The sequence below is a fragment of the Coxiella endosymbiont of Ornithodoros amblus genome (assembly GCF_019425495.1).
In the GTDB taxonomy this organism is placed as follows: Bacteria; Pseudomonadota; Gammaproteobacteria; order Coxiellales; family Coxiellaceae; genus Coxiella.
Window position 1 is genome coordinate 20,486 of record NZ_VFIV01000009.1, and the last position, 13,869, is coordinate 34,354.

The following is a 13,869-nucleotide window of genomic DNA, read 5'->3' on the forward strand; positions in this document are numbered from 1 at the left end:
AAATGGCTATAGAAATTAAAGTACCTACGTTGCCTGAATCGGTTAGCGATGCTACGGTTGCAAAGTGGTATAAAAAAGAAGGCGATTCCATTTCACGGGATGAAAATCTAGTCGATTTGGAAACGGATAAAGTCATGTTGGAGGTTCCCGCCCCAAAAGACGGTGTGGTTGAAAAAATCGTCGTGAAAGAAGGTAAGGTTGTTAAAGCCGATCAAATCCTTGCTCTTTTAAAAGAAGACAGTGCTGTTGTCAAAGAAAAAGAAAAGAAAGACGAAAAAGAAATGACAAAAGAAAAAGAGAAAAAAGAAGAAAAGAAAGATAAGGAAAAAACCGGAGAAAAAGAATCTGACCTCAGTCCCGCCGTGCGACGTATGACTTGGGAAAAAGACGTTGATGTTGAGGAAATTGAAGGAAGTGGAAAAGGAGGGCGGGTTACAAAAAAGGATGTGGAAGATTATTTAGAAAAACAAAAAGAGAAATCTTCCGAAGGAAAAGAAGGGACTCCCGACGAACGCATGGAAAAACGCGTGCCTTTATCCCGCATCCGACAACGTATTGCGGAGCGGTTAGTGCAAGTCCAACAAGAAGCGGCGTTATTAACGACGTTTAATGAAATTAACATGCAACCGGTAATGGAGTTGCGAAAAAAACATCGCGAAAAGTTCGAAAAAAAATTCAAAGTTCGATTGGGTTTTATGTCCTTTTTTACCAAGGGCGTCGTTGAAGCGTTAAAGCGTTTTCCCATGGTAAACACTTCCATCGATAGCAGTAATATTATTTATCACAATTATTACGACATCGGTATTGCTATTGGCACTGAACGCGGATTAATTGTCCCTATTCTTAGAAACGCCGAAAAAATGAATATGGCCGATATTGAAAAACAAATTCGTGAATACGCTTCTCGAGCTCAAGAAGGTCGTTTGAATATTGAAGAGCTAACGGGAGGCACTTTTACAATTACGAATGGCGGAACTTACGGCTCGCTTCTCTCAACCCCTATAATTAATCCGCCCCAAACCGCTATTTTGGGGATACATAAAATAATGGACCGTCCAACCGTTGAAAACGGAGAAATTGTAGTTCGCCCGATCATGCAAGTGGCATTATCTTACGACCATCGAGTGATTGACGGTCGAGAAGCCGTGTTATTTTTAGTGACTATTAAGCAGCTTTTGGAAGATCCAGCTCGAATGATTTTAGAGTGTTAAAGTTTCACTTATTAAAAAGAGAAAACCATGAACCTACATGAATACCAGTCAAAACATTTACTAAAAGAATACAAAATCCCCGTTCCGGCCGGCGCAGTGGTTTTCAATTCCGACGCGGTTGTTGATGCGACCGCTAAAATCGGTGGCGACCGTTGGGTTGCTAAAGCCCAAGTGCACGCTGGAGGACGCGGTAAAGCAGGCGGTGTGTGTTTGGTAAAAAATAAAGAAGAATTAAAATCCGTGGTCAAGTCATTATTAGGTACGCGGTTAGTGACTTATCAAACCGATGAACGTGGTCAGCTGGTGAATCAGATTCTCGTTGAACAAGCTTCTGATGATATAGTACGGGAATTGTATCTAGGTGCAGTGATTGACCGTGCTTCTCAACGTATCGTTTTCATGGCGTCGACCGAAGGCGGTGTGGAAATTGAAAAAGTTGCTGAAAAATCGCCTGAAAAAATACTAAAAGTCACTGTTGACCCGGTCATTGGTTTACAACCCTTTCAATGTCGCCAATTATTTTTTGGTTTAGGGTTCCAAGACTTAAAACAAATGCGCTCATTCACCGATATTGTGATTGGCTTATACCGATTATTTACCGAGCGCGATTTAAGCTTATTAGAAATTAATCCATTGGCCATCACTGGCTCAGGCGAACTTATTTGTTTGGATGCTAAAATAAATATCGATGACAGCGCGCTTTATCGTCAATCTGAATTGCGAGAAATGCGAGACACGTCTCAAGAAGATGAGCATGAAACGATGGCCCAACAATGGGAATTAAATTACGTCAAACTGGATGGCAATATCGGTTGTATGGTAAATGGGGCTGGACTTGCCATGGCAACCATGGATTTAATCAAACTGTCCGGTGGCGATCCTGCCAATTTCCTTGATGTTGGCGGTAGCACTACTAAAGAACGCGTGACAGAAGCATTTAAGATTATTGTATCCGATAAAAACGTTAAAGGCATTTTGGTTAATATTTTCGGTGGTATTGTTCGTTGCGATCTCATTGCTGATGGAATTATCAGTGCAGTAAAAAAAGTTGGTATTGATGTGCCAGTGGTTGTTCGGCTTGAAGGAAATAATGCTCAGTTGGGTGCAAAAAAATTGGCAGATAGCGGCATGAATATTATCGCCGCCAAGGGGTTTGCCGACGCAGCGGAACAAATTGTCAAACAAGTAGGGCGATCGCATAATGAGTATCTTAATTGATAAAGAAACAAGAGTTCTATGCCAAGGGTTTACCGGCAAGCAAGGAACATTTCATTCAGAACAAGCGATAGAGTATGGAACTCAAATGGTAGGCGGCGTCACGCCGGGCAAAGGCGGTCAATCGCACTTAGGGCTTCCTATCTTTAATAGGGTTTATGAGGCGATAGAAGAGACGAGCGCTGATGCGACAATGATTTTTGTTCCAGCCCCTTTTTGCAAAGATTCCATCATTGAAGCCGTTGACGCCGGTGTTCGATTAGTCGTGTGCATCACCGAAGGTATTCCAGTTTTGGACATGCTAGAAGTGAAAGCTTATTTGAGACAACACCCAGGTGTCTGTGTGGTTGGTCCAAATTGCCCTGGGGTTATCACACCGGGTGAGTGTAAAATCGGCATCATGCCGGGACACATTCACCAATGTGGTAAAGTAGGTATTGTTTCGCGTTCGGGCACATTGACTTACGAAGCGGTTAACCAAACCACTCAGATGGGTTTTGGCCAAAGCACCTGTGTTGGGATTGGTGGAGATCCTATTCCAGGTACTAGTTTTATCGACGTCTTGGAAATGTTTGAAAAAGATTCTCAAACACAAGCTATCATTATGGTTGGGGAAATTGGGGGCACGGCAGAAGAAGAAGCGGCTGAATTTATTCGCTCAAATGTAAAAAAACCGGTCATTTCTTACATTGCGGGTGTTACGGCGCCACTGGGTAAACGAATGGGGCACGCAGGCGCTATTATTGCTGGTGGAAAAGGCACCGCCGCTGATAAATATGCTGCTTTAGAAGCGGCTGGTGTATTTGTCGTAAGATCGCCGGCTGAAATTGGTAAAGGCGTTGCTGAGGCAACAGGCTGGTAACTCATTGAGGTCTAAACTAAGACTGCGAGTGTTGAGCCCCTATGTAGAGTCGCTGAAGTTTACTTTGTTTTCCTTCGATACACCGTGGCGAGTTTGTCCTCATTTGTAATTGACGTCGGTGTTTTTGTGTTAATTTATTGGTTAAGTAAAGAAAAATCTACTTCTTTAATTAATAATTGGCTGCTTGGTTTCTGGTGATTTTAATTTTTTTTAATAAATATTTAGTTTACCGTTCGCTGGATAAAGTTTTATCTAAGCGAGAAGCTTTCCTTTATGAAATTCTAGCCATCGGTATCTTCTTCGTTTCCTATTGTTCTATATCAGCATTGACGGTTGATTTCCATTTTCACGTTATTGAATCTAAAATTCTGGTCGATATCGTTTTATTTTGTATGAATTTTTAATTCAACGTTTTTTATTTCGAACAGGAATGATAAAAACAGCGAATTGTGAACAAAATTCTATATTGGCTTCGTAGCCCAGTCGTAATAACTGTTTCCCAGTGGGGGATTGCCACAAAAGCGTTTTTATTTCCAGAGATAGGCGCTATTGTCCCACTTATTCGAAAAGGAGCCAGTTTAGAAAAAGCCCGTTAGCCAATCATCCGTTCAGCATATGGTGACGACGGCTAGGACAATGTAATTGTCTTTTTTATAGCGTTCAGCCAGTTGTTTGGCTGCGGCACTTACCGCGGAACAATTACGCAAACAGCCTATTAAAATAGGAATGGCGCTACCGCCTGCATTTAATATACAAGGGCCGTTACTTGAAAAAGAACGAGTATTTTCCTTTTTTGTGCCTGCGATTAATTTTGTCGAGGAATTACGCTAATCGACATTTCGCAGTTTTTTCTTCTTTCTCGCGAGCGGTAATAAAATCTATCCGTTTTTCTATCGTTAAAACCGGTTTAACCTTGCACCCACAGCCAGTTGACGTGAAACTTGAAGGATGCTCCGTTGCGTGATGTTGTATTCCGCATCTATCGCAGGATCTTTCCGCCCTACCTCAGAAAAAACGGTAATCCCAATTGTTTTTCTTTTTTAACAACATTAACTTTGATTTCGATATCAATTGCATCGACTCCATCAGAAATCAATTCCGTTAAAACCTAATTGCTGACATGCCTCGAAGTGTTCAGCTATTTTATTTTGAAAATAGGCTATTTCAAAAAACGCTCCGCCCGTACAAACAATTATTCCTGCCTTTTTAAGTAAACTTAATTTCTGCAATAATTTTTTCCCGGAATAAATCCGGCTCGTGCCAAATCCTAGTTTGAGGATATCGATAAAACTCGATCCCCTATCCAAGAGCGCTTCTGTTTTTTGTAGACTCAAGCCTTTATCAATTACAGAAGTTAACCCTTCTTGTTGCGGTTTAGGAGCCCGTTGCAGCAAAAGAGATAAAATCAAAAGCTAACAAAAGCTAATCGTTTCTACATAAGGGATTCCCTACCAAATTCTTTATTACCTTAAGCAGCTGCTTTTTTAATTGAATGAATCCCATATTCTCCACCTTGGAGTGAGGTACCGCGCCAACGTTCATCACTTTCGCTTTGATCATTACTACGTTCAGGAGTAGAGCACAATCTGCAACCCAAACTACGATAGTCTTTGCTATACAAGGTATGAGCCGGAATATTATATTGATCCGCAAGATACTGCCAAATATCGGCTTCTGAAAAAGCTAAAATAGGATTTATCTTCAAAAGATTAGAAACTTTCACGCTGAGAAAAATTTTTTCGTTCAGCACCTTCGTCGTCTCTAACCCCGAAATCCAATAATCGAGTTCGGCTAAAACGCTTTGCATAGCAGGAAACTTTTAGCCCATTGTAACAGTTACCTGGAGAATCGCTTAAATCCTTCTGCATAAAATCGTATTGATGCTAATTGAGATTCCAAGTTTCAACAATAAATCGGATGTATTTTTAGGTTTCATCGAATTCAGTATCTGAAACCAGAGAATACACTTTTATATTTGGATCGATTTTACGGAAAAGGTGAAGTAAGAGCATAGAATCCTTAGCAAATGAAATGAGTATAAGAGTCCAACTCGCTTATTCACAAATTCGTTTAAAGTATCGCGAATAAGCGCTTTTACTTGCTTAATTTTCTTTAAGAAAGTTTTTTCAGATATTTTTAGACCTCAGCTTAACTTTTAAAATTCAAAATGTTAGCGTTACCTTGAAATATGGCAGATTAAAGCAGAATTTTTCTATAACCCATCAAAAAATAATAATATATTTATTTCCATTTTTCTGCGTTTGTCGGAAAAGTTATCATCAGGAGGATGGCAACAATGGAATTTAATGTTTTAATTTAAGTGTTTGATATTTTTTATAATTATTCGATATCCTATCAGCCGGCCTTCAGACTCATTACCTATCTTTTGATAGGTTTAAGGCTTATTTTCATCTCCGAGTTTTAGAGGAGGGAATTTCTTTATGAGTTATTATTTGATGTTTAAGACTTATCTGAATTACGCGGTTCGTACTCACCATAAACAGTTTTTTAATCAATTATTTTCTGCGACAACCACGGCCGCTCCAATGGGTGAAATGCTGACGAACTATCACTAACACGACGAGACCGCTACTTTTTAAGCGGTGCCAACGGCGGTAGTCAAGCTAATATGGTTGCCGCGCTTTACGCACGCAATCAGTCGCTTCCGGCTGTAAAGGTAGAGGGATGCTGGAATGAACCAAAACCGTTAGTGATGTTTGTTTCCGATCACGCCCATTATTCCGTCTTTAGTGTAGCCGATACTATTCAGAATTAGAGAGAAAAACGTGGTGCGTGTAGAGCAATAAACGCCTCAGGCCAAATGTTACCTCATGCGTTAGAAATGCAAATTAATCGCACGCTTTCCGAAGAAAAACAGCCTTTTTAATTATAGGGACGACGGGTGCATGGCTAACGGGTGCATTCGATCCTTTGGTCGAAATTTCTGAGATTGCTCATAAAAATGCTTTGGATTCATGTAGATGTTGTTTCTGGTGGTTCTTTATTGTTAAGTTCACGTTATCGCTCGATGTTTACCAGCATTGAAAAAGTCAATCGGTCTGTTGGGATGCGTATAAATTATTAGGTGTTCCCTTATTTTGTTCGGCTCTTCTAGGGAACGAAAAAGAAATCTTATTTCAAGCATGTAGTAATAACACTGCTGATTATCTTTTTCATAAGCCGCAAGCAGGCCACGACTTTGGAACGATATCGGTGCAATGTGCAAAACAGGCAGATGTTTTAAAATTAAGGTCATTTTTCGCTTAGCGATTACTAGCCACGAATTGTCGGAAGCTGACATTGACCAATGTATTAAAAATATATTACAAATAACAGGACGCTATTAAACGCTAATTTTTTCACCCTTTCGTAAAGTAAACACTTCGCAACCGGTTTCTGTTACGGCGAGAGTATGCTCCCATTGGGCAGAGAGGCGACGATCTTTTGTAACTACTGTCCAATCATCATTAAGTAATTTCACATAGCGTTTTCCGGCGTTGATCATAGGTTCGATGGTAAAAGTCATCCCGGGCCGTAAAACAGCACCGGTGCTGGGACGACCATAGTGAAGCACTTGCAATTCAGGTTCGTGAAAAACGCTTCCAATGCCATGCCCGCAATATTCTCGAACAACAGAATAATGATTTTTCTCCGCATGCGCTTGAATGGCCGCGCCAATGTCACCAAGCGGTGTGCCCGGCTTAACCATGCTGATGCCGATGTAGAGACATTCCTGTGTAATTCTAACTAAACGCTCCGCATGAGAAGGAATTTTGCCAATAGCAAACATTTTGCTGGTATCTCCGTGATAACCGTCTTTAATGACGGTGATGTCAATATTGATGATGTCGCCATCTTTTAATTTTTTGTTGCTGGGAATGCCGTGACAAACGACGTGATTAACCGAAGTGCAAATAGATTTGGGAAAGCCGCGATAGTTAAGCGGTGCTGGAATAGCCTTCTGTATTTGTGTGATGTAATCGTGACAAATCGCGTTGAGTTCATTGGTGGTAATTCCCGCTTTCACGTAAGGGTCAATCATTTCGAGCACTTCCGCCGCCAACTGGCCAGCAACGCGCATTTTTTTCAGCTCTTTGGGTGTTTTAATCGATATTGGCATGAGAGGGAGTATAAAAGTTAGCGGATGAGCAGGCAAGCTAACTTAAAATTTTGGTAACGGATCGAGCCTGTCAGTTCCTCTGCTTACTTATCTTTGGAGGCAACCTTGTGGGCGTCAATCTACTCGGTGTTAATCTCCTCAAGAAAGCGATTTTCATCTGAAGATTACTCTTCGATATTATAAGGGTGGAGTGGGAAACTGAGTAAGTTGGATGCCTGGATGTATAAGCGACTCCCTCAAATTTCCTTAGGCTTTTTGCAGTATTGAAAAAGCCCCCTTTCTATCACTTCTGAGCCGCCTGTTTGCTCCACTTTTTTCTCTTCGGTCTCCTGAATATAACCTTCTTTCACGAGGATATGACATAATCTTCGCATGGATTGACTTATTTCTGCGGTGTTTCTCTGTACTGAAAAGGTTATATGAAGGGTGCTTTTCTTCCATCGCGGGCCTCTTTATGGTATAAAAGCGCGGAAAAATACACACACTTCTCGGTACATGATCCCGGGTGCCCTGTTTCAACGGGTCGTGTCATGGGATAAGTGGAGGTTTAACCCGGAGAAAAAAGTGACTGATATAACTATGCCTCAACTGCTGGATGCTGGTGTTCATTTTGGGCACCAGACTCGCTATTGGAACCCTAAAATGGCTCGTTATATTTACGGAGCCCGACAAAAGATTCATATAATTAACCTTGAAGAGACCTTGTCCGCCTTTCGTGATGCCTTGAAATTCGTAAAGGAAGTCGCTTCCAAAAACGGCAAGGTGCTGTTTGTGGGGACAAAATTTGCGGCACGCGAAATTGTAAAAGAGGAAGCCACCCGTTGTGGTATGCCCTACGTGGATTATCGCTGGTTAGGCGGAATGTTGACTAACTACAAAACCATTCGCCAGTCAATCAAACGACTTAAGGAGTTAGAAGAACGTCTAGAGAATGAAGAAAACTTAGTCGGCATGATGAAAAAAGAAATCTTAAATTTGATGCGCGAAAAAGAAAAATTGTCAGCTAATTTGGCGGGCATTAAAAATATGGGCAGCTTGCCAGACGCGTTGTTTGTTATTGACGTGAAACACGAGAGAAACGCCGTTCAGGAGGCAAATCGTTTGGGCATAACGGTTCTGGGAATCGTGGATACCAATGCCAGTCCCGATAACATCGATCATGTTATTCCGGGTAATGATGATGCCATTCGCGCCATTCGACTTTATTGCAAAGCGATAGCGGATACTATTATTGACGCTCGCAGCGTGTTGGATTTGCAAAAGGACGAGGAAGCTAAAGAAGAAAAAACCAAGGCAAAAACCACAGCCAAGAAAGTCGTCACTAAGAAAGCAAAAGTAGTTGAAAAGGAACAAGCCGCAGTGGAGAAAAAATCTGAAAAACTGACAACTGAGAAAAGAGCAACGAAAGAAGCTGCTGAAACGAAAAAAACTTTTGAAGACTCTAAGAATAAAGAAGTGCTCTAAGAACAGCCCGTACAAGCCAGTAAAGCTGAGGCGGAAGAAGGCAAATAGGAGAGAACGATGACAACAATTACACCAATTATGGTTAAAGAGCTGCGCGAACGTACCGGCGCTGCGGTGATGGCGTGTAAGAAGGCGCTCCAAGAAACCAACGGCGATATGGAGGCTGCCATCGATCTTTTGCGCAAAGCGGGAGACGCAAAATCAGCAAAACGCGCTGGAAAAAGGGCGGCTGAGGGAGTAATTGCCATTGCTATCAGCAAAGATCAAAAGAAAGGTTTTATGGCCGAAGTAAATAGCGAAACCGATTTTGTGGCTCGAGACACTAATTTTATCGCTTTTGCTTCCAAGGTGGCCGAGCGGGGTTTAGCAGAAGGGGTGAGCGACGTTGCTGCCATGTTAGCGCTTCCGATTGAACCGAATTCTTCTTCGATCATTGAAGACGAGAGAAAAGCGTTTGTTAATAGGGTTGGTGAAAATATTCAAATTCGCCGGGTAGCAAGCTTATCTTCGGACGGCGTTGTTGGTCATTATATCCACGGCGGCCGTATTGGTGTTTTGCTCGTACTCGATGTACCTAACCTTGAATTGGCGAAAGGACTTGCCATGCACGTTGCGGCTTTTAACCCGCAAGCGGTGAGTGCTAATCAGGTTTCCACCGAATTCGTGGAAAAAGAAAAGGAAATCTTTTTAGTGCGAGCCCAAGAAACAGGGAAACCGGCAAACATTATCGAAAAAATGGTTAAAGGTCAGGTGGAAAAACTCTTAAAGGAGATCAGCTTGGAAGGCCAATCTTACGTGAAAGATCCTGAAAAGTTGGTCGGTGATTTGTTGAAAGCAGAAAAAGCAAAAGTGTTAGCATTTCTTCGCTTTGAGGTGGGTGAGGGTGTTGAAAAAGAATCACAAAATTTTGCTGATGAGGTAATGGCACAAGTACAAGGAAATCGTTAATGACGAATGGACCCCAACCACTCTATCGGCGCGTACTCTTGAAAATGAGTGGTGAGGCGCTTATGGGAAAGGGTCTTCATGCCATTGACCCAAATGTTTTGGACCGAATGGCGAAAGACATTACCCAGGTTTACCAATTGGGTGTACAGATAGCCATTGTTATCGGCGGAGGTAATTTTTTTCGGGGCGCTGCGCTTCAAGCCGCTGGCATTAACCGCATTACCGGCGACTATATGGGGATGTTGGCGACGTTAATGAATGCTTTAGCGCTCCGCGATGCTTTTGAACGTTCCAATTTGCCCATACGGATTTTATCAGCCATCCCGATGACAGGTGTTGCCGATGCCTTTCATCGACGCAAAGCCATTCATCATTTACAACAAGGGCGAGTCGTTATATTTGCCGCTGGTACGGGGAATCCTTTCGTGACGACAGATTCGGCGGCGAGCTTGCGAGGTATTGAGATCAATGCAGATGTCGTTTTGAAAGCCACCAATGTGGACGGGGTTTATTCTGACGATCCAGAAAAAAACCCACAAGCCAAGTTGTATAAACATTTATCTTATCAAGAAGCGCTAAAAAAAGAATTAGCAGTCATGGACTTGGCGGCGTTTTGCCAATGCCGCGACTATAACATGCCCCTTCGAGTTTTTAATATTAATAGGCGAGGTGCGCTGCTCAGCGTTATTATCAACCAAGAAGAAGGAACGCTGGTTGATCAAGGCTAGTAGTCATGTGAAGCAAAGCGTAATACGGGAACTAAGAAGGGCATTCTTCCTCGGGAGAGCGACTATTTTAGGAGAAAATGATGATTAACGACATTATTAACGATTCAAAATCGCGAATGGAAAAAAGTTTGGGTTCTTTGAAAACGGAATTAGCGAAATTGCGAACGGGCCGAGCACACCCAAGTTTACTCGAACATATTAAAGTGGATTACTACAATGTTTCAACCCCGCTAAGTCAAGTAGCAACGATCGCCATTGAAAATCCACGAACGCTGTCCATTACCCCGTGGGAAAAAAATATGGTGAGGCCAATCGAAAAAGCCATTCGAAAAGCTGATTTAGGCCTAAATCCTGCCACAGTAAGAATGGTTATTCGCGTTCCCTTACCTCCTTTAACCGAAGAGCACAGAAAAGAGTTAGCGCGGATGGCGCGAGATGAATCAGAACGCGCTCGAGTCGCTATACGGAATATTCGTCGAGAAGCCAATAACGATTTAAAGGAATTAATGAAGGGAAAGGAGATCAGTGAAGATGAGGAGCGTCGTGCACAAACGGCTATTCAAAAACTGACGGACGCACAAATCTCTGAAGTGGATAAAATGGCTGCCCAAAAAGAAGTGGATTTGATGGCTCTATGATGCCAAGACATGTTGCAATTATAATGGACGGCAATGGTCGGTGGGCTAACAGTCGTGGCTTGCCGCGTGTGGCGGGACATCGTGCGGGCGCTAAAGTTGTTCGCCGAATAGTTGAATATGCGGCTGAAAAGCCGCTCGAAGTGTTAACGCTTTTTGCTTTTAGCATTGAGAATCGGGCGCGGCCGCCATCAGAAGTCAATTTTTTGATATCATTATTTTTAGATTCTCTCAAAGGGAATACTGAGGAATTGCATAAAAACAATGTGCAGCTTCGCGTAATTGGTGATCACCAAGAGTTTGGTAAAAAAATGCTGACGCAAATTCAGACCTCTCAAGATCTCATGAAGTACAATACCGGTTTAAAATTAATTATTGCCCTGAATTACAGCGGCCGCTGGGATATCCTGCAGGCCGTTCAGCGAATGGCTGAGAAAATAAAAAATCAAGAGCTTACTTCTGAATTAATGAGCGGGGAATTATTTCAAAACTATTTATGTTTAAGTGATCTACCAGAACCAGATTTGTTAATCCGAACGAGTGGGGAACAACGGTTGAGCAATTTTATGTTATGGCAATTTGCCTATACTGAAATTTACTTTACGCCTGCCCTATGGCCTGATTTTAATGAAGAAACTTTTGATCAAGCTTTGACGTTTTACTGTACTCGTCAACGCCGATTTGGCTTAACGCCTGAACAGGTTGGAAAACAACATGTTTAAATATCGCGTCCTTACGGCGTTAGTTTTATTTTTTTTCGTATTATTAGCCACTTGGTTTTTACCCATGCCTTGGTTCGCTGTTTTAATTGGGGCTATTATGATTTTGGCTGCGTGGGAATGGTCTGCTTTGGGAGGCATTAAAAATAAATACTGGCGCGGCTTTTACGTGGTATTAGTGGGAATCACGTTATTTTCTGTTTATTATTTACCTATTTTTTTGGTATTAATCGCCTCAGTAATCCTTTGGTTGTGGGCGGCAGTAGCCATTCTTTGTTATGCCTTTAATATAGCACCGTTGGGGTTTCAATATCCGGCAGTAAAATTGATTGTCGGGTTTTTTGCTTTAATTTCTTGTTGGTTGGCTATCGATGCTTTGCGAGAAGATATCGGCGGACCAGGCTGGTTATTTTTTGGGTTGATGTTAGTTTGGGCGATGGACACAGGCGCTTATGCAGCAGGACAACTCTGGGGAAAACATACATTGATTGCTCGTGTCAGCCCTAAAAAGACTTGGGAAGGATTGGGCGGGGGAATAATTTTATCACTATTGATTGCGGTTATCGGGGAGATTTTATTCCATTTGCCTTTCTCTCAATTATGTTTGGTAATCTTGCTTGCGTTGATTACAGTGTTTTTTGCTGTCATCGGTGATCTTTTTGAAAGCATGTTAAAACGCCAGGTGGGAGTTAAAGATAGTGGTCAATTTTTACCTGGACATGGTGGTATACTTGATCGTGTCGACAGCTTGATTGTTGCATTACCCATTTTTACACTGGGGTCTTCATTAATAAAATAAGCGGCCAAAAATTTTGGCACAGTTCTGTAAACTAGAGTCTGTCATCAATTCACTAGGTTGAGCCAGAAATCGTTGATTTTCGAGGATCGCAGCATACATAGAAGGTAAGAGTGGGCCACAGAAAGTCAACGAACGAGTTATGGGTAGATAGTAGAGAGTTGTGACAGGCCATAGAGAGGAAGGCTTGTTGATAAAGAATTATTACTTTGGAATGATTACATGATTACGGCTAGTTTGCTGTTAGCGTTTCTTACTTTAATCTCATCGTTATTATTAATTTTTTTAATATCCCTATCGCTTCCTCTGTTTCTTATTTTTTCTCTTATTTGGACTGTAGCGGTGATTTTATTTTTGATTATGACTTATAAAGCACCGCGGGTGGTTTTTTGCTTTCCGTTTTTTGTATCCTCACCGTGATTAGAATTCTGGGTGTGAATGGTTTATATATCGCGGTTGCGCCTGTTTGTCTTGCGTTTTTATTCTTAAATAATTCTTTTCCTATATACGATGTACATCGGCTACGATTTGATTGCCCACTTCACCGAGAAATTATTTTCTGGTCCTGTTTCTTTTCAAGGAGATATCAAAGCTTTTGGGCTTAGGAATAACAAATCCCAATTTTTTGTGAGATTAGCAGGTCTTTGTGAATTGGGGGAGCACGATAGCCATCAGCCTTGGCTTTTTAACACGTTTGGGATCATTGGACATCACACTTTATTTAATAATCGCTACGGTACTAAGCAATCATTTTTAAAAAGGGTTTATATGGGCAAACTCAGGCGGCGGTTGGAATACTGTTTTATGTGGGCCGTACTATTATTGAGTTTCTACATTCTAGGCGAGGATAAATATTCCATTGATGCCTTGCTCCAACAAAAATTTAAACTACCGCAATAACTCCAAAAATTAATGGGCGTACCACTTCCACAAAGTAAAACTTGAAGATATTCTAAGAAACGCCTTCAAGTTTTAAACGGTTTTCTGAAAAAATAAGCTAATGAAATTGGCTTGAAGGCTACATTTCAGGGATGAATCAGCGGTTTCCCGTATTTCGCTTCGCTCCATGCAAGCTACTTTCTTTTAAATAGTAGTTATTTTTAAACAACCCAATGAAAAGTGCGCTCTTTAAAGGGGGCGTTATAATGCGCCAACACAGAATTTCTATTTT

15 protein-coding genes and 4 pseudogenes are annotated in these 13,869 nt (G+C 41.6%); 15 read left to right on the forward strand and 4 right to left on the reverse strand.

Annotation, left to right across the window (positions count from 1 at the left end; all coding sequences use genetic code 11):
* The first annotated feature begins 2 nt into the window (after positions 1-2).
* The 6 genes and pseudogenes from odhB to FIV31_RS02310 all read left to right on the forward strand — a co-directional run bounded on the left by odhB (position 3) and on the right by FIV31_RS02310 (position 4,119).
* A complete protein-coding gene (gene odhB, locus FIV31_RS02285; protein WP_280123654.1) occupies positions 3-1,211 on the forward strand; it encodes a 2-oxoglutarate dehydrogenase complex dihydrolipoyllysine-residue succinyltransferase in 1,209 nt (402 codons plus the stop codon).
* 27 nt (positions 1,212-1,238) lie between these two features.
* The gene (gene sucC, locus FIV31_RS02290) at positions 1,239-2,429 is read left to right on the forward strand and encodes an ADP-forming succinate--CoA ligase subunit beta (RefSeq protein ID WP_280123655.1); all 1,191 of its coding nucleotides are present in this window, start codon (positions 1,239-1,241) and stop codon (positions 2,427-2,429) included.
* Positions 2,413-3,288 carry a succinate--CoA ligase subunit alpha gene (sucD, locus tag FIV31_RS02295; protein ID WP_280123656.1) on the forward strand — a complete coding sequence of 292 codons (876 nt, stop codon included), beginning with the start codon at positions 2,413-2,415 and terminating at the stop codon, positions 3,286-3,288. Before sucC ends, sucD begins: the two co-directional genes overlap by 17 nt.
* Before the next feature lie 4 nt (positions 3,289-3,292).
* Positions 3,293-3,766 (forward strand): annotated as a pseudogene (locus tag FIV31_RS02300) (GtrA family protein).
* A complete protein-coding gene (locus tag FIV31_RS02305; protein ID WP_280123671.1) occupies positions 3,738-3,884 on the forward strand; it encodes a hypothetical protein in 147 nt (48 codons plus the stop codon). Before FIV31_RS02300 ends, FIV31_RS02305 begins: the two are co-directional and overlap by 29 nt.
* Before the next feature lie 76 nt (positions 3,885-3,960).
* A complete protein-coding gene (locus FIV31_RS02310) occupies positions 3,961-4,119 on the forward strand; it encodes a hypothetical protein (RefSeq protein ID WP_280123657.1) in 159 nt (52 codons plus the stop codon).
* Between the two features lie 254 nt (positions 4,120-4,373).
* Here the strand turns inward: FIV31_RS02310 and FIV31_RS02315 are convergent, their stop codons facing one another.
* Together FIV31_RS02315 and FIV31_RS02320 are read right to left on the reverse strand one after the other, a co-directional pair.
* Positions 4,374-4,697 carry a phosphosulfolactate synthase gene (locus tag FIV31_RS02315; protein ID WP_280123658.1) on the reverse strand — a complete coding sequence of 108 codons (324 nt, stop codon included), beginning with the start codon at positions 4,695-4,697 and terminating at the stop codon, positions 4,374-4,376.
* A 59-nt stretch (positions 4,698-4,756) separates the two neighbouring features.
* Positions 4,757-5,095 carry a phosphoadenosine phosphosulfate reductase domain-containing protein gene (locus tag FIV31_RS02320; RefSeq protein WP_280123659.1) on the reverse strand — a complete coding sequence of 113 codons (339 nt, stop codon included), beginning with the start codon at positions 5,093-5,095 and terminating at the stop codon, positions 4,757-4,759.
* Positions 5,096-5,729: 634 nt separating this feature from the next.
* Here FIV31_RS02320 and FIV31_RS02325 point away from each other — a divergent pair.
* On the forward strand, positions 5,730-5,864 hold the full coding sequence (locus FIV31_RS02325) for a hypothetical protein (RefSeq protein WP_280123660.1): 135 nt from the start codon (positions 5,730-5,732) through the stop codon (positions 5,862-5,864).
* A gap of 535 nt (positions 5,865-6,399) precedes the next feature.
* A pseudogene (locus FIV31_RS08180) lies at positions 6,400-6,555 on the forward strand (pyridoxal phosphate-dependent decarboxylase family protein); the annotation flags it as partial.
* Between the two features lie 76 nt (positions 6,556-6,631).
* Here the strand turns inward: FIV31_RS08180 and map are convergent.
* Both map and FIV31_RS08430 read right to left on the reverse strand, forming a co-directional pair.
* Positions 6,632-7,408, reverse strand: a complete 777-nt coding sequence (gene map, locus FIV31_RS02340) for a type I methionyl aminopeptidase (protein ID WP_280123662.1) — start codon at positions 7,406-7,408, stop codon at positions 6,632-6,634.
* Between the two features lie 211 nt (positions 7,409-7,619).
* A pseudogene (locus FIV31_RS08430) lies at positions 7,620-7,827 on the reverse strand (CBU_1387 family Dot/Icm T4SS effector); the annotation flags it as partial.
* Between the two features lie 145 nt (positions 7,828-7,972).
* On the opposite strand from FIV31_RS08430, the gene rpsB reads away from it, so the two are divergent.
* The 7 genes and pseudogenes from rpsB (at position 7,973) to FIV31_RS02375 (ending at position 13,598) form a co-directional block, all read left to right on the forward strand.
* Complete coding sequence (gene rpsB, locus FIV31_RS02345; protein WP_280123663.1) at positions 7,973-8,872, forward strand: 30S ribosomal protein S2; 900 nt, start codon at positions 7,973-7,975, stop codon at positions 8,870-8,872.
* A gap of 57 nt (positions 8,873-8,929) precedes the next feature.
* Positions 8,930-9,820, forward strand: coding sequence for a translation elongation factor Ts (gene tsf / locus FIV31_RS02350; RefSeq protein WP_280123664.1), 891 nt, complete (start codon positions 8,930-8,932; stop codon positions 9,818-9,820).
* Positions 9,820-10,548, forward strand: coding sequence for a UMP kinase (gene pyrH / locus FIV31_RS02355; protein ID WP_280123665.1), 729 nt, complete (start codon positions 9,820-9,822; stop codon positions 10,546-10,548). Before tsf ends, pyrH begins: the two co-directional genes overlap by 1 nt.
* Before the next feature lie 80 nt (positions 10,549-10,628).
* Entirely contained in the window at positions 10,629-11,186 is a 558-nt protein-coding gene (gene frr, locus FIV31_RS02360) for a ribosome recycling factor (protein WP_280123670.1), read from the forward strand.
* The gene (uppS, locus tag FIV31_RS02365; protein ID WP_280123666.1) at positions 11,183-11,905 is read left to right on the forward strand and encodes a polyprenyl diphosphate synthase; all 723 of its coding nucleotides are present in this window, start codon (positions 11,183-11,185) and stop codon (positions 11,903-11,905) included. Before frr ends, uppS begins: the two co-directional genes overlap by 4 nt.
* Complete coding sequence (locus FIV31_RS02370; RefSeq protein WP_280123667.1) at positions 11,886-12,701, forward strand: phosphatidate cytidylyltransferase; 816 nt, start codon at positions 11,886-11,888, stop codon at positions 12,699-12,701. The genes uppS and FIV31_RS02370 overlap by 20 nt, the downstream gene beginning before the upstream one ends.
* A gap of 187 nt (positions 12,702-12,888) precedes the next feature.
* Positions 12,889-13,598 (forward strand): annotated as a pseudogene (locus tag FIV31_RS02375) (DoxX family protein).
* The last annotated feature ends 271 nt before the right edge of the window (positions 13,599-13,869 follow it).

Bases quoted from the DNA above. Each gene is read 5' to 3' on its own strand.
- pyrH (WP_280123665.1), top strand. From the start codon at position 9,820: ATGACGAATGGACCCCAACCACTCTATCGGCGCGTACTCTTGAAAATG.
- tsf (WP_280123664.1), top strand. From the start codon at position 8,930: ATGACAACAATTACACCAATTATGGTTAAAGAGCTGCGCGAACGTACC.
- FIV31_RS02325 (WP_280123660.1), top strand. From the start codon at position 5,730: ATGAGTTATTATTTGATGTTTAAGACTTATCTGAATTACGCGGTTCGT.
- sucC (WP_280123655.1), top strand. From the start codon at position 1,239: ATGAACCTACATGAATACCAGTCAAAACATTTACTAAAAGAATACAAA.
- FIV31_RS02320 (WP_280123659.1), bottom strand. From the start codon at position 5,095: ATGCAAAGCGTTTTAGCCGAACTCGATTATTGGATTTCGGGGTTAGAG.
- odhB (WP_280123654.1), top strand. From the start codon at position 3: ATGGCTATAGAAATTAAAGTACCTACGTTGCCTGAATCGGTTAGCGAT.
- uppS (WP_280123666.1), top strand. From the start codon at position 11,183: ATGATGCCAAGACATGTTGCAATTATAATGGACGGCAATGGTCGGTGG.
- map (WP_280123662.1), bottom strand. From the start codon at position 7,408: ATGCCAATATCGATTAAAACACCCAAAGAGCTGAAAAAAATGCGCGTT.
- frr (WP_280123670.1), top strand. From the start codon at position 10,629: ATGATTAACGACATTATTAACGATTCAAAATCGCGAATGGAAAAAAGT.
- sucD (WP_280123656.1), top strand. From the start codon at position 2,413: ATGAGTATCTTAATTGATAAAGAAACAAGAGTTCTATGCCAAGGGTTT.